Annotated in this window: 13 protein-coding genes; 4 read left to right on the forward strand and 9 right to left on the reverse strand. The window is 65.4% G+C overall.

The annotated features are described in order from the left end of the window. Positions 1 to 39: 39 nt before the first annotated feature. Both HNP49_RS03840 and HNP49_RS03845 read right to left on the reverse strand, forming a co-directional pair. The gene (locus HNP49_RS03840; protein ID WP_184680748.1) at positions 40 to 1,005 is read right to left on the reverse strand and encodes a PstS family phosphate ABC transporter substrate-binding protein; all 966 of its coding nucleotides are present in this window, start codon (positions 1,003 to 1,005) and stop codon (positions 40 to 42) included. 167 nt (positions 1,006 to 1,172) lie between these two features. After that, entirely contained in the window at positions 1,173 to 2,465 is a 1,293-nt protein-coding gene (locus HNP49_RS03845) for an MFS transporter (protein ID WP_184680750.1), read from the reverse strand. 219 nt (positions 2,466 to 2,684) lie between these two features. Here HNP49_RS03845 and HNP49_RS03850 point away from each other — a divergent pair, with 219 nt between their 5' ends. From HNP49_RS03850 to HNP49_RS03860, 3 genes are all read left to right on the forward strand, one after another. Continuing rightward, positions 2,685 to 3,089 (forward strand): acyl-CoA thioesterase, encoded by a 405-nt coding sequence (locus HNP49_RS03850; RefSeq protein ID WP_184680752.1) that lies wholly within the window; start codon positions 2,685 to 2,687, stop codon positions 3,087 to 3,089. Positions 3,090 to 3,211: 122 nt separating this feature from the next. After that, entirely contained in the window at positions 3,212 to 5,086 is a 1,875-nt protein-coding gene (locus tag HNP49_RS03855) for a potassium transporter Kup (protein ID WP_184680754.1), read from the forward strand. Positions 5,087 to 5,302: 216 nt separating this feature from the next. Continuing rightward, positions 5,303 to 6,199, forward strand: coding sequence for a D-hexose-6-phosphate mutarotase (locus HNP49_RS03860; RefSeq protein ID WP_184680756.1), 897 nt, complete (start codon positions 5,303 to 5,305; stop codon positions 6,197 to 6,199). 151 nt (positions 6,200 to 6,350) lie between these two features. Here HNP49_RS03860 and HNP49_RS03865 read toward each other — a convergent pair whose 3' ends face one another. The 6 genes from HNP49_RS03865 to HNP49_RS03890 all read right to left on the reverse strand — a co-directional run bounded on the left by HNP49_RS03865 (position 6,351) and on the right by HNP49_RS03890 (position 13,706). Then, complete coding sequence (locus tag HNP49_RS03865) at positions 6,351 to 6,884, reverse strand: DUF3299 domain-containing protein (RefSeq protein WP_184680757.1); 534 nt, start codon at positions 6,882 to 6,884, stop codon at positions 6,351 to 6,353. A gap of 48 nt (positions 6,885 to 6,932) precedes the next feature. Further along, positions 6,933 to 8,015 (reverse strand): 5-(carboxyamino)imidazole ribonucleotide synthase, encoded by a 1,083-nt coding sequence (locus tag HNP49_RS03870; protein WP_184680758.1) that lies wholly within the window; start codon positions 8,013 to 8,015, stop codon positions 6,933 to 6,935. A 14-nt stretch (positions 8,016 to 8,029) separates the two neighbouring features. After that, positions 8,030 to 8,518, reverse strand: coding sequence for a 5-(carboxyamino)imidazole ribonucleotide mutase (gene purE, locus HNP49_RS03875; protein ID WP_184680760.1), 489 nt, complete (start codon positions 8,516 to 8,518; stop codon positions 8,030 to 8,032). 183 nt (positions 8,519 to 8,701) lie between these two features. After that, positions 8,702 to 9,823, reverse strand: a complete 1,122-nt coding sequence (locus HNP49_RS03880) for an HD-GYP domain-containing protein (RefSeq protein ID WP_184681185.1) — start codon at positions 9,821 to 9,823, stop codon at positions 8,702 to 8,704. Further along, complete coding sequence (locus tag HNP49_RS03885; protein WP_184680761.1) at positions 9,813 to 12,695, reverse strand: ATP-binding protein; 2,883 nt, start codon at positions 12,693 to 12,695, stop codon at positions 9,813 to 9,815. Before HNP49_RS03885 ends, HNP49_RS03880 begins: the two co-directional genes overlap by 11 nt. A 99-nt stretch (positions 12,696 to 12,794) precedes the next feature. Further along, on the reverse strand, positions 12,795 to 13,706 hold the full coding sequence (locus HNP49_RS03890; protein ID WP_184680763.1) for a LysR substrate-binding domain-containing protein: 912 nt from the start codon (positions 13,704 to 13,706) through the stop codon (positions 12,795 to 12,797). Positions 13,707 to 14,010: 304 nt separating this feature from the next. On the opposite strand from HNP49_RS03890, the gene aspA reads away from it, so the two are divergent. Beyond that, positions 14,011 to 15,435: an aspartate ammonia-lyase gene (gene aspA / locus HNP49_RS03895; RefSeq protein ID WP_184680764.1), complete on the forward strand. Its 1,425-nt coding sequence runs from the start codon at positions 14,011 to 14,013 to the stop codon at positions 15,433 to 15,435. Between the two features lie 266 nt (positions 15,436 to 15,701). Here the strand turns inward: aspA and HNP49_RS03900 are convergent, their stop codons facing one another. Continuing rightward, positions 15,702 to 17,177, reverse strand: a complete 1,476-nt coding sequence (locus tag HNP49_RS03900; RefSeq protein ID WP_184680765.1) for a PLP-dependent aminotransferase family protein — start codon at positions 17,175 to 17,177, stop codon at positions 15,702 to 15,704. Positions 17,178 to 17,218 lie beyond the last annotated feature (41 nt).

Here is a 17,218-nt window from a genome sequence, read left to right on the forward strand (position 1 = left end):
TCCCTGTGCGGGCGCTGTTTGGCGCCCGTTACTCAGACCTTACAGGCCGAGGTCCTTGCGGGTTTTCTCAACAATCTTGGCCGGCAGCGGGATGTAACCATCCTTGGCCACGACCTGCTGACCCTGCTGGGACAGCACCATCTTCAGGAACTCGGCCTCCAGCGGAGCCAGCGGCTTGTTCGGCGCCTTGTTCACGTAGACGAAGAAGAAGCGCGCCAGCGGGAACTTGCCAGCCAGGGCGTTGACTTCGTTGGCCTCAAACGCTTCGCCGCCTTTCTTCGACAGCGGCACAGCCTTGACCGACGCAGTCTTGTAGCCGATGCCAGAGTAGCCGATACCGTTCAGCGACTGGCTGACCGACTGCACCACCGAGGCAGAACCCGGCTGCTCGTTGACGTTGCCACGGAAGTCGCCCTTGCACAGCGCGGTTTCCTTGAAGTAACCGTAGGTGCCGGACACCGAGTTACGACCGAACAGCTGGATCGGCTTGTCAGCCCACTCGCCGGTCAGACCCAGGTCGCCCCACTTCTGGATGTTGCTGCCACCGCACAGGCGGTTGCTGGAGAAAATGCCGTCAACCTGAGCCATGTCCAGGGACTTGATCGGGTTGTCCTTGTGCACGAACACCGCCAGGGCGTCCACGGCCACCGGTACGGCAGTCGGCTTGTAGCCATACTTGGCTTCGAAGGCCTGCAGCTCGACATCCTTCATCTCGCGGCTCATCGGGCCGAGGTTGGCGGTGCCTTCGGTCAGCGCGGGCGGCGCAGTGGAAGAACCGGCAGCCTGGATCTGGATGTTCACGCTTGGGTACTGCTTCTTGTATTCCTCGGCCCACAGAGTCATCAGGTTAGCCAGGGAATCGGAACCGATGCTCGACAGGTTGCCGGAAACACCCGCGCCCTTGGTATAGGACGGAATCGACGGATCAACACCAGCAACAGCGGAAGCTGCGCTAACACCAGCAGCGGCAAACGTCAGGGCCGCCATCAAACGCTTGAGTTTCATGCCTTGCTCCTAAGCAGGACGAGGGTGAGTGCTTATGGGGATAAGCGAATTCGGGGGCCAGTATCTTGAGGCCGCATGAACACTCTATGACCCAATTGTGACAATTCGATTAAAGCGGCCCACCAATAAAAAATGGCCCCGCGGGGCCATTTTCGGATCAGTGGCAGTCACGCCTGCGCGGGGCGGCGCCACAGGTAAAGACCAATGGCACAGCCCAGTGCGCTAAGGCCCAGTACATACCAGGCCGGGCCCATGGCGCTGTACTTGAGCAGACCGGCCACCACCATCGGCGTCAGCCCGCCGAAGATGGCGTAGGCCAGGTTGTAGGAGAACGACAGCCCGGAGAAACGCACCACCGCCGGGAACGCCTGCACCAGCACGAAAGGCACCGCGCCGATCACGCCGACGCACAGGCCGGTCAGCGCATACAGCGGGAACAGCCAGTCCGGATGCGCGCCGACACTGCTGTAGAGCAGCCAGCTGGAGCCGCCCAGGGCCAGGCTGCCAAGGGTGAAGACCTTGCCGGCGCCAAAGCGGTCGGCCAGCATGCCGGCCAGCACGCAGCCAATGCTCAGCGCCACAATGGCCAGGCTGTTGGCCCGGAGCGTATCGACCGGGGCAAAGCCAAAGGCCTTCTGCAGCACGGTGGGGGTCATCAGGATCATCACCACGATGCCGGCCGAGAGCAGCCAGGTCAGCAGCATGGACAACACCACTGCGCTGCGGTGATCACGCACCACCGCCTTGAGCGGCAGCTCGGCGGCCAGCGCCTGGCGCTGCTGCAGTTCGGCAAACACCGGCGTCTCGTGCAGCCACTGGCGCAGCCACACGGCGAAGAAACCGAACACACCACCCAGCACGAACGGCAGACGCCAGGCGTAATCCTTGACCTCTTCCGGGCTATAGACCGAGTTGATCAGCGTCGCCACCAGCGAGCCAAGCAGAATGCCGGCAGTCAGGCCGGAGGTGAGGGTGCCGCAGGCCAGACCGATGCGTTTGTGCGGCACATGCTCGGCGACGAACACCCAGGCCCCCGGCACTTCCCCGCCGATCGCCGCGCCCTGCAGGATGCGCATCAGCAGCAGCGCCAGCGGCGCCCAGATGCCGATCTGCGCATAGGTGGGCAGCAGGCCCATGATCAGCGTGGGCACCGCCATCAGGAAGATGCTCAGGGTGAACATGCGCTTGCGCCCGAGCAGGTCGCCGAAGTGCGCCATCACCACGCCGCCCAGCGGGCGGGCCAGGTAACCAGCGGCGAACAGGCCGAAAGTCTGCAACTGGCGAAGCCACTCGGGCATGTCCGCCGGGAAGAACAGCTCGCTGACCACGGCGGCGAAGAACACGAAGATGATGAAGTCGTAAAACTCCAGCGCGCCGCCGAGGGCGGACAGCGACAGGGTCTTGTAGTCGCTGCGGTTCAGCGGGCGATGCAGGTCGGCGGGAGCGGTGGTCACAGACATGGTGTGGCCTTCTTGTCAGGGGTGGACGGCACGCAGGGCACCGGGCGCGGCGAAGATAACAAACTCCGCCGGGCCGGCGCACCGCTCGCCACTCATCAAAGTGCCGCGAAACTGCCCGGTCGCGATTGTCCGACAGGACCTATATAATGCGCCGCGCCCTCTGCCACCGGCTTTGCGGCACTGCCATAACAATGACAACAGGGTCTGAGGCCCATCGGCATGATCGACGCATACGAGCAGGACGAACCTACCCCCCAAGGCGATCTGGCCATGCAGATCACCGCCCTGCCGCGCGAAACCAATGGGTTTGGCGATATCTACGGCGGCTGGCTGGTGTCGCAGATGGACCTCGCCGGCACCGCCGCGGCCAGCAAGATTGCCGGCGGCCGAGTTGCCACCGTGGCCATCGACCGCATGGCCTTCCTCGTGCCGGTCGCCGTCGGCGCCCAGCTGACCTTCTATACCCAGGCCCAGGAAATCGGCCGCAGCTCGGTGAAGATGCTGGTCGAGGTGTGGAGCGACGATCCACTGTCCAGCGAATGGCGCAAGGTCACCGAAGCGCTGTTCGTGTTCGTTGCCATCGACGGCAGCGGCCGCACCCGCCCCCTGCCGCCACGGCGCTGAAAACCCGACTAGGCTGCGACACTATGCCTCAGTCACGCTGCACAGCGGCCTGATCTGGAGCACTTGTCCGTCCGACTGAATCGGCGCAGCATGCGCCGCCTGTCCAATAGCAGGTCTTTTTCATGAGTCACGACAGCAAAACCGGCAGTCTCAGCCTGACCGTCGCCGCCCTCGGCGTGGTCTACGGCGATATCGGCACCAGCCCGCTGTACACCCTCAAGGAAGTCTTCGCCGGGCACTACGGCGTCAGCGTCGACCCGTCCGGCGTCTACGGCATTCTCTCGCTGATCTTCTGGTCACTGATCTGGGTGGTGGCGCTGAAATACGTACTGGTCATCCTGCGCGCCGACAACGAAGGCGAAGGCGGGGTCATGGCCCTGACCGCCCTGGCCCGCCGTGCCACCAGTGCCTACCCACGGCTGTCGCGCCTGCTGGTGCTGCTCGGTCTGGCCGGTACCGCGCTGTTCTACGGCGACAGCATGATCACCCCGGCGATTTCCGTGCTCTCCGCCGTCGAAGGCCTCGATGTGGCGTTGCCGGGAGTCGGCCACTGGGTAGTCCCGATCACCGTGATCCTGCTGATCGGCCTGTTCCTGATCCAGAAGCACGGCACCGCGCGCATCGGCATCTTGTTCGGACCGGTGATGGGCCTGTGGTTCACCACCCTCGGCGCCCTGGGCATCTACGGCATCATCCGTCACCCGGAAGTGCTGCACGCCCTCAACCCCTGGTGGGCCTATCAGTTCTTCCACAGCCACCCCGGCATCGGTATCACCATCCTCGCCGCCGTGGTACTGGCACTGACCGGTGCCGAAGCCCTGTATGCCGACATGGGCCACTTCGGCCGCAAACCCATTGCCCGCGCCTGGTTCAGCCTGGTGCTGCCGGGCCTGGTGCTCAACTATTTCGGTCAGGGCGCTCTGCTGCTCGACAACCCCGAAGCGGCCCGCAACCCCTTCTACCTGCTGGCCCCGGCCTGGGCGCTGATGCCGATGATCGCGCTGGCTACCCTGTCGACCATCATCGCCTCGCAGGCGGTGATTTCCGGCGCCTTTTCCCTGACCCGCCAGGCCATCCAGCTCGGCTACGTGCCGCGCATGCTGATCCAGCACACCTCTAGCGATGAGGAAGGGCAGATCTACGTCGGCGTGGTCAACTGGTCGCTGATGGTCGGGGTCATCCTGCTGGTACTGGGCTTCCAGAGTTCCGGCGCACTGGCCTCGGCCTATGGCGTGGCGGTGACCACCACCATGCTGATCGACACCCTGCTGGTCTCGGCGGTGGCCCTGCTGCTCTGGAAAAGCCCGCGCTGGGTGGCCATCCCGCTGCTGCTGTGCTTCTTCGTGGTCGACAGCCTGTTCTTTGCCGCCAACGTGCCGAAGATCGCCGAAGGCGGTGCCTTCCCGGTGGTCGCCGGCCTGGCGCTGTTCATCCTGATGACCACCTGGAAGCGCGGTCGCGAGCTGCTGATGGACCGCCTGGACGAAACAGCCCTGCCCCTGCCGGTGTTCGTCTCCAGCATCGCCATGCAACCGCCGCACCGGGTCAACGGCACCGCCGTGTTCCTCAATGCCCGCCCGGACTCGGTACCCCATGCCCTGCTGCACAACCTGCTGCACAACCAGGTGCTGCACAATCAGGTGGTGATGCTCACCGTACGCATCGCTGATCACCCGCACGTGCCGCGCAGCGAGCGCTTCGCGGTGGAAAGCTTCGGCACCGGCTTCTTCCGCATGACCCTGCACTTCGGCTACATGGATGCGCCCAACGTGCCGGCCGCGCTGGCGCAGAGCCCGTACGACTTCCTCGACTTCACGCCGATGCACACCACCTACTTCCTCAGCCGCGAAACCATCATCCCGAGCAAGCGCATCGGCATGATCCCGTGGCGCGAAAGCCTGTTCGCCTTCCTGCTGAAGAATGCCAACAGCACCATGCGCTACTTCCAGCTGCCGACCAACCGGGTGATCGAGCTCGGCACACAGGTCGAAATCTAGCAGGCCGTTGAAAAACGTTGGCGAGGCCGCCAGCGCAAGGCAAAAGCAGGCGAAAAAGCGCAGTTTACGAGTGGTAAATGAGCATTTTGAGCCTGTTTTTAACGCTGCGATGGCAACGCAGGTAGTTTTTCAACAGCCTGCTAAGACGCGCCCCGGCGCTGGCGTTTTAGCTGGCGCTGGGGTAAATCTGCGCGCCTCGTTCGCAGGAGGCGCCGCATGAGCCCGCAATCCCCCACCGTTGAAGCCATCCAACTCGACTCGCTGGCCGCCTGGCGCATCCGCCACGGCGATGCCGAGCTGCTGCTGGCGCAGCAGGGCGCGCAGATTCTCAGCTACCGCCGGGGCGCTCAGCCACCGCTGATCTGGCTCAGCGAGCAGGCCGCCTATCAGCGCGGGCAGAGCGTGCGCGGCGGAGTGCCGGTGTGCTGGCCGTGGTTTGGCGACCTGACGCGCAATCCACCGGCCGTGCAGGCCATGGCCAGTGGCGAGGCGCCCTTCCATGGCCTGGTGCGCACGCTGGACTGGCAGCTGGATACGGTGGAAACCCTCGATACGGGCGTGCGCGTCAGCCTGTCACTGCCAGCCGGCAGCGCCCTGCCCGGCTGGCACGGCGAGGTGCAGCCGCGCCTGCAGCTGACGCTGGGCGATGACCTGCTGATTGAGCTGCACAACCATAACCCCAGCGAGCAAACAGCAGCCATCAGCCAGGCCCTGCACAGCTACTTCGCCATCAGCGATATCCAGCAGGTGCAGCTGCACGGGCTGGACGGCTGCCGCTATATCGAGACGCTGGAAGACTGGGCCGAGCGCCGGCAGCAGGGCGACCTCGGTTTTACCGGCGAAACCGACCGCATCTACCTCGACGTGCCGGCTCGCCTGGAACTGCTCGACCACGGCTGGCAGCGCCGGCTGGTTCTGGAGGTCAGCGGCTCGCGTTCGGCCATCGTGTGGAACCCGTGGATCGACAAGGCGGGGCGCCTGTCGCAGTTCGCCGCGGACGCCTGGCAGCGCATGCTGTGCATCGAAACCGCCAACGTCTGGGATGACTGCCTGCAGCTGGCACCGGGCGAAAGCCACTGCCTGAGCCTGCGCCTGAGCAGTCAGGCACTCTAGAAAGGCCGTTAGAACCTGTTCAAAGGCTCGCGAGCTAGAGCCAGGCAAGGCGGAATTGGGCGAAGAAGCGCAGTTTACGAGTGGTAAATGAGCATTCTGAGCCCAATTTCAACACAGCCTGGCCGACGCGCAGCAGACTTTGCACAGGTTCTCAGAGGTCGGTGTCTTCGACCAAACGCACCTTCGTGGCCTTCAGGGTATAGGCGGCATCGGCAAGATCATTGCTGACCGCCTTGATCTTCAGCGGCCCCTCGACCCACAGCGGCGCGTAGATATCGTCGAGGCTGATGCCCTTGGCGTAGCGCACCAGCACGATCTGGTTCGGCGGTGGCGGCGGCACGTGGATGCAGGCGCCCGGGTAAGGCACCAGGAAAAACAGCGTGCTGCGGCCGTGGGCGTCATTTTCCAGCGGCACCGGGTAGCCGCCGAGGCGGATGCGCTGGCCATCGAGCTTGGCCACCGTCTTGTTGGAGTACATCACCGGCGGCAGGCTCTGCTCGCGCTGACGCAGGCCACCCTGACTGGAAAAACCGTCGGCGGTTTCCGGGCTGTCGTGGCTGATCTCCGGCATGGTTTCCAGCGCGCGCTGATCCTCGGGCGGCATCAGATCGAGCCAGTCGGTTTCCGCCAGCTCGGCCTGAGCCAGCAGCGGCAGCAGCAACAGGGACAGCAGCAGTCGGCGCATGGGGCTTTTCCTTTGGCGGTGGAACCGGCGGCGAACCGCCGGTGCAGATCAACCCTGAATCAGGGCCTCGACCTCGGCAATACGCGCCTTGAGCGTTGCCATGTCCTTGCAGCGCAGAGTGGCATGACCGACCTTTCGCCCGGCCTTGAAGGCCTTGCCGTAGTGGTGCAGGTGGCAGTCCGCAATCGCCGTCACCTTCTCCACCGCCGGCACTTCGCCGAGGAAGTTGAGCATGGCGCTTTCACCGACCTTGGCGGTCGAGCCCAGCGGCAGACCGGCGACGGCGCGCAGGTGGTTCTCGAACTGGCTGCACTCGGCGCCTTCGATGGTCCAGTGCCCGGAGTTGTGCACGCGCGGGGCGATCTCGTTGGCCTTCAGACCACCGTCGACCTCGAAGAACTCGAAGGCCAGCACGCCAACGTAGTCGAGCTGCTTGAGCACGCGGCCGACATAGTCCTCGGCAAGCGCCTGCAGCGGATGTTCGGTACTGGCGATGGACAGGGCCAGCACGCCGCTGTCGTGGCGGTTGTGTACCAGCGGGTAGAAGCGGGTCTCGCCGTCGCGGGCACGCACGGCCACCAGCGAGACTTCGCCGGTGAAGGGCACGAAGCCTTCGAGGATGCACGGCACGCTGCCCAGCTCGGCAAAGGCGCCGACCACATCTTCGGGCTTGCGCAGGACCTTCTGGCCCTTGCCGTCGTAACCCAGGGTACGGGTCTTCATCACGGCCGGCAGGCCGATGGCGGCCACAGCGGCGTCGAGATCGGCCTGCGACTGGATATCGGCAAAGTCCGGAGTCGGGATGCCGAGGTCCTTGAACATCGACTTCTCGAACCAGCGGTCACGGGCGATGCGCAGCGCCTCGGCGCTCGGATACACCGGTACGAACTGGGAGAGGAAAGCCACGGTCTCGGCCGGCACGCTTTCGAACTCGAAGGTCACCAGATCGACATCATCGGCCAGGCGGCGCAGGTGCTCGTGGTCGTTGTAGTCACCGCGCAGGTGCTCGCCCAGCGCCTGGGAGCAGGCATCCGGCGCCGGATCGAGGAAGGCGAAACTCATGCCCAGCGGCGTACCCGCCAGGGCCAGCATGCGGCCCAGCTGGCCGCCACCGATGACACCGATCTTCATAGTTCAGGCCCCTGTCAGGAACGCGGATCCGGGTTTTCCAGCACCGTTTCGGTCTGCTCGGTGCGGAACTGCTTGAGCGCGGCATGGAACTGCGGGTGCTGGTGGCCGAGGATGCTGGCGGCCAGCAGAGCGGCGTTGATCGCGCCGGCCTTGCCGATGGCCAGGGTGGCGACCGGAATGCCGGCCGGCATCTGCACTATGGACAGCAGCGAATCGACACCCGAGAGCACGGCCGACTGCACCGGCACGCCGAGCACCGGCAGATGGGTCTTGGCCGCGCACATGCCCGGCAGGTGGGCGGCACCGCCGGCACCGGCGATGATCACCTGGATGCCACGGTCTTCGGCCTCTTCGGCATACTGGAACAGCAGGTCCGGGGTGCGGTGGGCGGAAACCACCTTCACTTCATTGGGGATGCCCAGCTTGTCCAGCATCTCGACGGTGTGACAGAGGGTGCTCCAGTCGGATTTGGAACCCATGATCACGCCTACCAGTGCGCTCATCGTCTTGCCTCTTGCTCGGGCGCCGGAGTGGCGCGACAAAAACCAACAAGCCACGCAGAGGGCGTGGCTTGTCATGTTCGGTTCCGGCACAGCGGGCGGGCTGGCCTGGAGGCGGCGCAGTATACCGGAAAGGCACCAATGTCGCCCCCCCGGGATGACCGTTCGTCCTGAGGCCCGACCGCCTCAGGATTCGCTGCCGGCCGCCGCCACCTGCAGACTATGGCGCAGCTCGCCGAGGTTATCCTCCTCATCGTCGGCCAGGCGCGCAATCAGGTCTTCCAGCTGGGTGAACAGGCTGGCCATCACTGTCACCAGCCGCGGATCGAACTGCTTGCCGGACTGTTCGAGGATGTAGGCCTGGGTTGCCTCGGCATTCCACGCATTCTTGTAGGGGCGCGGCGAGCGCAGCGCGTCGTAGACATCGCTGAGCGCGACAATCCTCGCCGCCAGAGGAATATCCTCGCCCTTGAGGCCCTGCGGGTAGCCGGAGCCATCCCAGCGTTCATGGTGATTCAGGGCAATCTCGGCGGCCAGATCGGTCAATGGCGAGCGCTGCTCGTCGAAGAGAATCTCGTAACCGATGCGCGCATGGTGGTTCATGATCTCGCGCTCGGCGGGAGTAAAGGGACCGGGCTTGCCGAGGATGGCATCGGGGATGCCGATCTTGCCGACATCGTGCATGGGCGCGGCCAGGCGGATGCGCTCGACGAACTCCGGCTCCAGGCCCAGGGCACCGGCTATCAGCGCAGCCGACTCGCCCATGCGCAGGATGTGATTGCCGGTTTCGTTGTCCTTGTAGCAGGCCGCCCGGCCCAGGCTGCGAATCACCGCCTGGAAGCTTTCGCGCAACTGCGCGGTACGCCGAGTCACCCGCGCCTCCAGCTGGTCGCGTTCATGCTGCAGGGTCTGGCTGGCCAGGCTCAACTGCAGGTTGTTGCGCACCCGCAGGAGCAGTTCGGGCAGGTCCAGCGGCTTGCAGATGTAGTCGTTGGCGCCCAGCTCCAAGCCACGGCGACGATCCTCCACGCCACTCAGGGCGGTGACGATGATCACCGGCGCGGCGTTGCGGTCACGCCCGGCCAGTTGCTGGAGGATGTCGAAACCATTGGGCGCCGGCATGTCCAGATCGAGCAGGAGCAGGTCCCAGTGATTGCGCTGCAGCCACTCCAGGCCTTCGCCCGAGTTGCTGAACGCATGCACCTCCCGCAGACCGAAGGCCTTGAGGCTGGACTCCAGCAGGCGCAGGTTGGGCGCCATGTCGTCTATCACCACCACCGTGGCAAACCGCAGAGCATCAGACAGCATCATTATTCACCTCGTGCAGCAGGGCACTGACCAGCCCGCGCAGTTCATCCAGGTCCAGCGGTTTGGCCAGAAAGCCCTGGCAATCCAGACTGAGCAATTTCGCCGTATCGGCGGCGGCACTGAGCACCACCACCGGCAGATCATGGGTCTGTGGCGCCGCCCGCAACTGGCTGAGCACCTGCTCGCCGTTCAGGCCCGGCAGGTGATAGTCGAGCAGCAGCAGGGCCGGCGGCGAGGCCAGCAGGCGCTCGACGGCCACCCGCCCATCGCTGACCACTTCGATATCGGCCAGATCCTCGAGGGCCTTGCGCACCACGAACTGGCTGGCCGGGTTGTCCTCGACATAGAACACCCGCGGCCGTGCGCCCGCTGCCACAGCGGGGGCCAGAGCCGCCACAGCCCCGGCCAGTGGCAGTTCGATCCAGAAGCTGCTGCCAATGCCGGGCTCGCTGTGCAGGCCCATGCGCCCATTCATCAAGGTGGCGAACTGCTGACACAGCGCCAACCCCAGACCGGTGCCCTGAATCGCCGTGTTCTGCCGGCCAACCCGCTCGAACGGCTCGAAGACCTGATCCTGCAGTTCCAGGCTGATGCCCAGGCCGGTGTCCTCGACCAGCAGCCGCACATGCCCGGCCGCCACCTGGTAGCTCAGGGTGATCTGCCCCGCCGGCTGGTTGTACTTGATGGCATTGGACAGCAGGTTGAGCATCACCTGACGCAGGCGGCGCGGATCGGCGATAACCTGCAGGGCGGTATCGGGCAGGTCCAGATTGAGGGTCAGACCCTGCTTGTCCACCTCGACCCGGACCAGCTCGGCGCACTCGTTGAGCAGGTTGTGCACCGTCACCGGCCCCAGCTCCACCCTGGCCTTGTCGGCCTGGACGCTGGACCACTCGAGAATATCGCCAACCAGCTGGTTGAGGTGTTCGCTGGCGGTGAGAATCTCGTCCAGGTAATCCGGACCTTCCTCGCCAACGACCGGCCGCTCCATGCGCATCAGCTGGGCAAAGCCCTGGATGGCATTGAGCGGCGTGCGCAGCTCATGACTGATGCTGGAGATGAAGCGCGACTTGGCCCGACTGGCCGCCTGCGCCTCGACAATGGCCTGGCGCAGGTCCTCTTCAACCTTCTTCAGCTTGTCGATATCGACATGGGTACCGGCCAGCAGCACGGCCAGGCCAGACTGCGGATCACGCTCCATGACCCGGCCACGGCTAAGCAGCCAGTGGTAATGGCCCTCGGCATCGGCAAAGCGAAACTCGCTGGAGTACTGCTGATCGCGGCCATCCTGGGCGCGGCGCTGGGCCAGCTGAACCCGTTCACGGTCATCGGGGTGCACGCGCCGGTAGAAGTCCTCGAAGCTGATCTGCTCACCCGGCAGCCCGAAGCGCGTCGTAAAACGGCCGCGCAGGCTCAGTTGGCCAGAGCGGAAGTCACCTTCCCACAGGCTCTCGGTAACGCTTTCGAGGATCATCTCCAGACGGCTCTGGATCGCATTGCGCTGCACCTCGCTGCGCTCCAGCTGCCCGCCCACTTCGAGAGCATGGCCGGCCATGTCATCCAGTTCGCGGATCTGCGCCTGCACCCGCTGCGGACGCCAGTTGCCCTGGCCGATCTCGGCCATCATGGTGGAAATCCCGGTGATCGGCCCGCGCAACTGGCGACTGAGCTGCAGCGCGCGCACCCACATGAAGCTGAAGAACAGCACATAGAACAGCACCAGGCCGGCAATCAGCAGGTAGCCGATCTGCTTGTAGCGCCCGGCCAGCAGGTTGGTCTGGGCGAACACATCGGCCTCGGCCACCACGGTCAGCAGGTGCCAGTCGGTCTGGGCAATGGTCGACCAGGCCACCAAGTGCGGCTTGCCGCCGAGCACCACGCGTTCGATACCGCTGGCCTTGCTCGCCACGGCCCTGGCCAGGCTGATGGTCTCGGCACGCTTGGCCAGATTGAAGTCCTCGGGCTTGAACAGCTCGCGGCGGATGGCTTCGTCATAGGAGTGCTCGGTCAGCTCGCGCAGGCCGAAGTCGTCCTCGCCGACTTTGGGCAGGGCCATGATGTTGAGATCCTTGCTCACCAGCATCGCGTAGCCGTTCCACGGCACGGAAAGCTGGCCGATCTCCTTGAGAATGCCGCCGACGGTGATGTCGATGCCCACCACGCCTTCGAGGAACGTCTCGCGATAGACCGGCGCAATGGCCGACATCATCCAGCCCTGTCCGGCCGGATCGAGGTAGACGTCGGTCCACACCACCTCGCGCGAGGGGTTGTGCTCGGCATCGGCCAGGTAATAGAAGTTGTAGTCGGGGATGTCCATATCGTGCGGGTACTGGTCCGGGGTGAGGAACCAGGGGTAGATATGGTTGAGGCTGTCCCAGCTGTTGAAGTACAGCGCCGCCACCAGCGGATGTTGATCCTTGATCTCCTTCATCAGCGGTTCCAGCGGCGCCAGACGGGCAATCTTGCCCAGGTCCTGTTTCTCCGGCGGCGTGACATTGGCGTAGAACACCGCCGCGCCGCCCTCATCGCGCGGGGTGTAGCGCACTCCATCGGCGCTCAGGGCGAGGTTGCCGGGCACCTCCGTGGCCGGCTTGGCCAGCGCCTGCACGGTCAGGTTGCGGTACAGGTTGGTCAGAGCGTCGACCTTGGCCAGTTGCTCGTCGACGATGCGCGACTCCAGCGCTGCCGAAGCCTGCAAGTCAGCCAGGGCGGTTTCGCGCAGGTGTTCGATCTGGGCATCGCGGATCGAGCTGTTGGTCAGCAAATAGACGGCAATCAGTACCGTCTCCACCAGCAGCAAGGGGATCAGGGCGCTCTGCGCGAAGACTCGCCAGATCCACTGGCGAAGGCTGATGAGGGATTGCTTGGGCACGACGACTCCTGAACCCTGGACCACGGTGACGGAAAAATGATGTCAAAATAATATCACTGACCGGCACGTCAGGTAATAAGCACTCTCAACCAGCGTAGACTAAAGCGCCGGCGCCCCCAGGCCCGCTTCCAGCTTGCGCCAGAGCAGGCGCACCGACGCCTTGCGCACCAGCGCGCAGCGATACAGGCGAATCTCCAGCGGCAGCTGCCAGCGCTCGTCACCACAGACCACCAGCTCGCCACGGGCCAGCTCGGCGGTCACCGACAGGCGCGGCACCCAGGCCACGCCCAGGCCCTGCAGGGCCATGCTTTTCAGGCTGTCGGCCATGGCCGTTTCATACACGGTGGTCGAGCGTAGCCCGCGCTGGCGCAGCAGGCTATTAACCGAACGTCCAAGAAACGCCCCGGCGCTGTAGGCCAGCAGCGGCACGCTCTGCCCACTGTCGAGGTCGAACAGCGGCGCCCCCTCGTCCGTCACCGCGCACACCGGCAGCATTGAGGTCACGCCCAGGTGCAGCGACGGAAAGATCTCCGCCGTCAGTTGCAGCGCCGCATCCGGATCGTAGTAGGCGAGAATCAAGTCGCAGCTGCCTTCGCGCAGCGAGTGCACCGCCTCGCCGACGTTGGTCGCCACCAGCCGGGTATTGAGCGGCAGGCCCTCGCGGCGCAGGCGGGCAATCCATTCGGGAAAGAAACCCAGGGTCAGCGAATGCGCGGCGGCAATCTGCAGCACCTCGCCCTGCTGGCCTTCGAGGTTGTGCAGGTGACGCACCACCTCGCCCAGTTGCTCGCTGAGGTTGCGCGCGGTGACCAGGAATAGCTGCCCGGCCTCGGTCAGTTCCACAGGCGTGTGACTGCGGTCGACCAGGGTCAGGCCGAGGACCGATTCCAGGCTGCGGATGCGCCGGCTGAAGGCCGGCTGGGTGACGTGCCGCTTCTGCGCCGCCTGGGAAAAGCTGCGGGTGGCGGCCAGGGTGACGAAGTCCTCCAGCCATTTGGTTTCCAGGTTCATCAATCCTCCTTTGCCCTTACCCCAACCCTCTCGCAGGGAGAGGGGGTTATCCATGCAGCCATGCCTACACCCGAGCGCCCACACAATGCCACTCCCTCGGCCCTTGGAGAGAGGGCTGGGGTGAGGGGCCAGGCATCCATATATCGTTCAGAATTATGCACGCGCGACATGAATACCGAGTCACGGCGACATTATGCCGATCATGCATACCCCAGCAAGCAACGGCATTGGCCTTATCCCGACTCAAGCCCCTACTCTACGGCACATCGCGGCTACAGCCGTATTCCACAGAGTTAACCTCATCATGTCCGCTGCTGCATCCTTCCGTATCGAAAAAGATCTGCTTGGCAAACTGGAAGTCCCTGCCGAGGCCTATTACGGCATTCAGACCCTGCGTGCTGTGCAGAATTTTCGACTGTCTGGTGTACCGCTGTCGCACTACCCGAAACTGGTGATCGCTCTGGCCATGGTCAAGCAGGCCGCCGCCGACGCCAACCGCGAGCTGGGCCACCTGTCCGCCGCCAAGCACACCGCGATCAGCACCGCCTGTGCCCGCATCATCCAGGGCGAGTTCCACGAGCAGTTCGTGGTGGACATGATCCAGGGCGGCGCCGGCACCTCGACCAACATGAACGCCAACGAAGTCATTGCGAACATTGCGCTCGAAGCCATGGGCCATGAGAAGGGCGAGTACCAGTACCTGCACCCGAACAACGACGTGAACATGGCGCAGTCGACCAACGACGCCTACCCCACCGCCATCCGCGTCGGCCTGCTGCTCGGCCATGACTTCCTGCTCACCGCGCTGGACAAGCTGATCCAGTCGTTCGCCGCCAAGGGCCTGGAATTCGGTCATGTGCTGAAGATGGGCCGCACCCAGCTGCAGGACGCCGTGCCGATGACCCTCGGCCAGGAATTCCGCGCCTTCGCCACCACCCTCGGCGAAGACCTGCAGCACCTCAAGCGCATGGCCCCGCAGCTGCTGACCGAAGTGAACCTGGGCGGTACCGCGATCGGCACCGGCATCAACGCCGACCCGGCCTACCAGAAGCTGGCGGTCGAGCGCCTGGCGATCATCAGCGGTCATCCGGTAGTACAGGCCGCCGACCTGATCGAAGCCACCTCGGACATGGGCGCCTTCGTGCTGTTCTCCGGCATGCTCAAGCGCACCGCGGTCAAGCTGTCGAAGATCTGCAACGACCTGCGCCTGCTCTCCAGCGGCCCGCGCACCGGGATCAACGAGATCAACCTGCCGGCACGCCAGCCGGGCAGCTCGATCATGCCGGGCAAGGTCAATCCGGTGATTCCGGAAGCGGTCAATCAGGTGGCCTTCGAAGTGATCGGCAACGACCTGGCCCTGACCATCGCCGCCGAAGGTGGCCAGCTGCAGCTGAACGTGATGGAGCCGCTGATCGCCTACAAGATCCTTGACTCGATCCGCCTGCTGACCCGCTCCATGGACATGCTGCGCGAGCTGTGCATCGACGGCATCACCGCCAACGAAGCCCATTGCCGCCAGCTGATGGAAAACTCCATTGGCCTGATCACCGCGCTTAACCCCTACATCGGCTACGAGAACGCCACCCGCATCGCCAAGGTGGCGCTGGATACCGGGCGCGGCGTGCTGGAGCTGGTACGCGAGGAGAAGCTGCTGGACGACGCCACCCTGGCCGACATCCTGCGCCCGGAAAACATGATCGCGCCGCGCCTGGTGCCGCTGAAGGGCTAAGCCATGAGCAGCACGCCGCGCCCGCCGGTCAAAGCCCTGCCGCCACTGCGGCGGGCCTGGCCGGCCCCGGTCAGAACCCGTTACGACGGCCCGTGCGAGCCCCTGCCCCGCAGCGGCCAGACACCGGTCAAACCCGCCTGAGGCGGGCTCACAGACTCACCAGCCTGAGGGGTCTCCACCCTCATCTTCACGGGATGCGCCCCAACGCATCCCGTTTTTTTTGCGCCCGCGTAACCCGGATGCCTGCATCCCGGATCAGATCCTGGCTACAGCCGCCAGGCCCGGCGCAGCGCGGTCAGCGCCTCGGCGATCCGCGCCTCGGGCACCGCGGCAAAGCCCAGTACCAACCCGGCGCGCTCGTCTTCGGGGATGGCGCTGTCCGGTAGCCAGTAGCCGCTCAGGGCATTGATCTCCACTCCGACTGCCGCCGCCTGGGCAATCAGCTCGCGCTCGCGGGCCAGGCTGTCGACCGCCACGCTCAGGTGCAGGCCCGCCTCCACCACCGGCAGCGCGGCGCAGCCCGGCACCTGCGGCCAGCCCTGCAGCAGCGCATCACGCCGGGAACGGGCGGCACCGCGCATGCGCCGCACATGGCGCTGGAAATGCCCGGCGGCGATGAATTCGGCCATCACCGCCTGACTGCCGGCTTCCGAATGACGTATGTCCAGCGCGCGGCGCTGGGCAAAGGGCTCGACCAGGGCCTGCGGCAGCACCAGATAGCCCAGACGCAGGCCGGGAAAGGCGATCTTGCAGAAGGTGCCGACATAGAGCACCCGCCCCTGCCGGTCGAGGGAGGCCAGCGGCGCCAAAGGGACGCCGCGGTAGCGGTACTCGCCGTCGTAGTCGTCCTCGATCACCCAGGCGTCGTGGCGCTCGGCCCAGGCCAGCAGCTCCAGACGCCGCGCCAGCGACAGGGTGACGCCCGTGGGGTACTGGTGCGAGGGCGTGACATAGGCCAGCCGGCAGGCGCCTAGGCGCTCCAGCGCGGCGATATCCAGCCCCTCGCCGTCCACCGGCACGCCGCACAGCCGGCCACCGGCCACGGCAAAGGCATGCCCGGCGGCGCGGTAGCCGGGGTTCTCGATCGCCACCCGCTCGCCCGGCTGCACTAGCAACTGGGCACACAGGCTGATGGCCTGCTGCGAGCCACAGGTGATCAGCACCTGCTCGGGTTCGCAGGCCAGCCCCCGGCTGCTGCGCAGGTAGGCCGCCACCAGCTCGCGCAGGCGCCGGTCCCCGGCCGGGTCGCCATAGCCCAGCGCCTCGGCCGGCGGGCGACGCCAGAAGCGCGCCATCAGCCGCGCCCAGGTCTCGAAGGGAAACAGGTCGAAGGCCGGCACGCCGACACGGAAGGCCCGCGGCGGCCCCTGCGGCCGGGGATTGAGGCGGTGCTCGGCAAGCAACTGCAGCGCCGGCCCCGGCGGCGGGCCGGGCAGAGCGGCCGGCGCCGCCACGGCAGCTGCCGCTGCCGGCTGACGCAGATCGGCCACAAAGGTACCGGCACCCACCCGCCCCTCGATATAACCCTCGGCGTAGAGCTGGTCGAAGGCGCGCGTCACGGTATTGCGGGAAATACCCAGCAGGTCCGCGAGATCACGGCTGGCCGGCAGGCGCGTGCGTCCGGCCAGACGACCGTCGAGGATGCGCTCGCGCAGGGCCAGGTACAGCTGGCGCGACAGCCCGGCAGTGGGGTCGAGGCGGATGCCGGACAGGTCGACCGGCAGTGGCGGCGTCTCGCGCATTAATTGGCACCTTTAAACTGGCTGGAAGTGGATCTTATAAC

Source organism: Pseudomonas fluvialis (assembly GCF_014207935.1).
In the GTDB taxonomy this organism is placed as follows: Bacteria; Pseudomonadota; Gammaproteobacteria; order Pseudomonadales; family Pseudomonadaceae; genus Aquipseudomonas; species Aquipseudomonas fluvialis_A.

Bases quoted from the DNA above. Each gene is read 5' to 3' on its own strand.
- HNP49_RS03840 (WP_184680748.1), bottom strand. From the start codon at position 1,005: ATGAAACTCAAGCGTTTGATGGCGGCCCTGACGTTTGCCGCTGCTGGT.
- HNP49_RS03845 (WP_184680750.1), bottom strand. From the start codon at position 2,465: ATGTCTGTGACCACCGCTCCCGCCGACCTGCATCGCCCGCTGAACCGC.
- HNP49_RS03850 (WP_184680752.1), top strand. From the start codon at position 2,685: ATGATCGACGCATACGAGCAGGACGAACCTACCCCCCAAGGCGATCTG.
- HNP49_RS03855 (WP_184680754.1), top strand. From the start codon at position 3,212: ATGAGTCACGACAGCAAAACCGGCAGTCTCAGCCTGACCGTCGCCGCC.
- HNP49_RS03860 (WP_184680756.1), top strand. From the start codon at position 5,303: ATGAGCCCGCAATCCCCCACCGTTGAAGCCATCCAACTCGACTCGCTG.
- HNP49_RS03865 (WP_184680757.1), bottom strand. From the start codon at position 6,884: ATGCGCCGACTGCTGCTGTCCCTGTTGCTGCTGCCGCTGCTGGCTCAG.
- HNP49_RS03870 (WP_184680758.1), bottom strand. From the start codon at position 8,015: ATGAAGATCGGTGTCATCGGTGGCGGCCAGCTGGGCCGCATGCTGGCC.
- purE (WP_184680760.1), bottom strand. From the start codon at position 8,518: ATGAGCGCACTGGTAGGCGTGATCATGGGTTCCAAATCCGACTGGAGC.
- HNP49_RS03880 (WP_184681185.1), bottom strand. From the start codon at position 9,823: ATGCTGTCTGATGCTCTGCGGTTTGCCACGGTGGTGGTGATAGACGAC.
- HNP49_RS03890 (WP_184680763.1), bottom strand. From the start codon at position 13,706: ATGAACCTGGAAACCAAATGGCTGGAGGACTTCGTCACCCTGGCCGCC.
- aspA (WP_184680764.1), top strand. From the start codon at position 14,011: ATGTCCGCTGCTGCATCCTTCCGTATCGAAAAAGATCTGCTTGGCAAA.
- HNP49_RS03900 (WP_184680765.1), bottom strand. From the start codon at position 17,177: ATGCGCGAGACGCCGCCACTGCCGGTCGACCTGTCCGGCATCCGCCTC.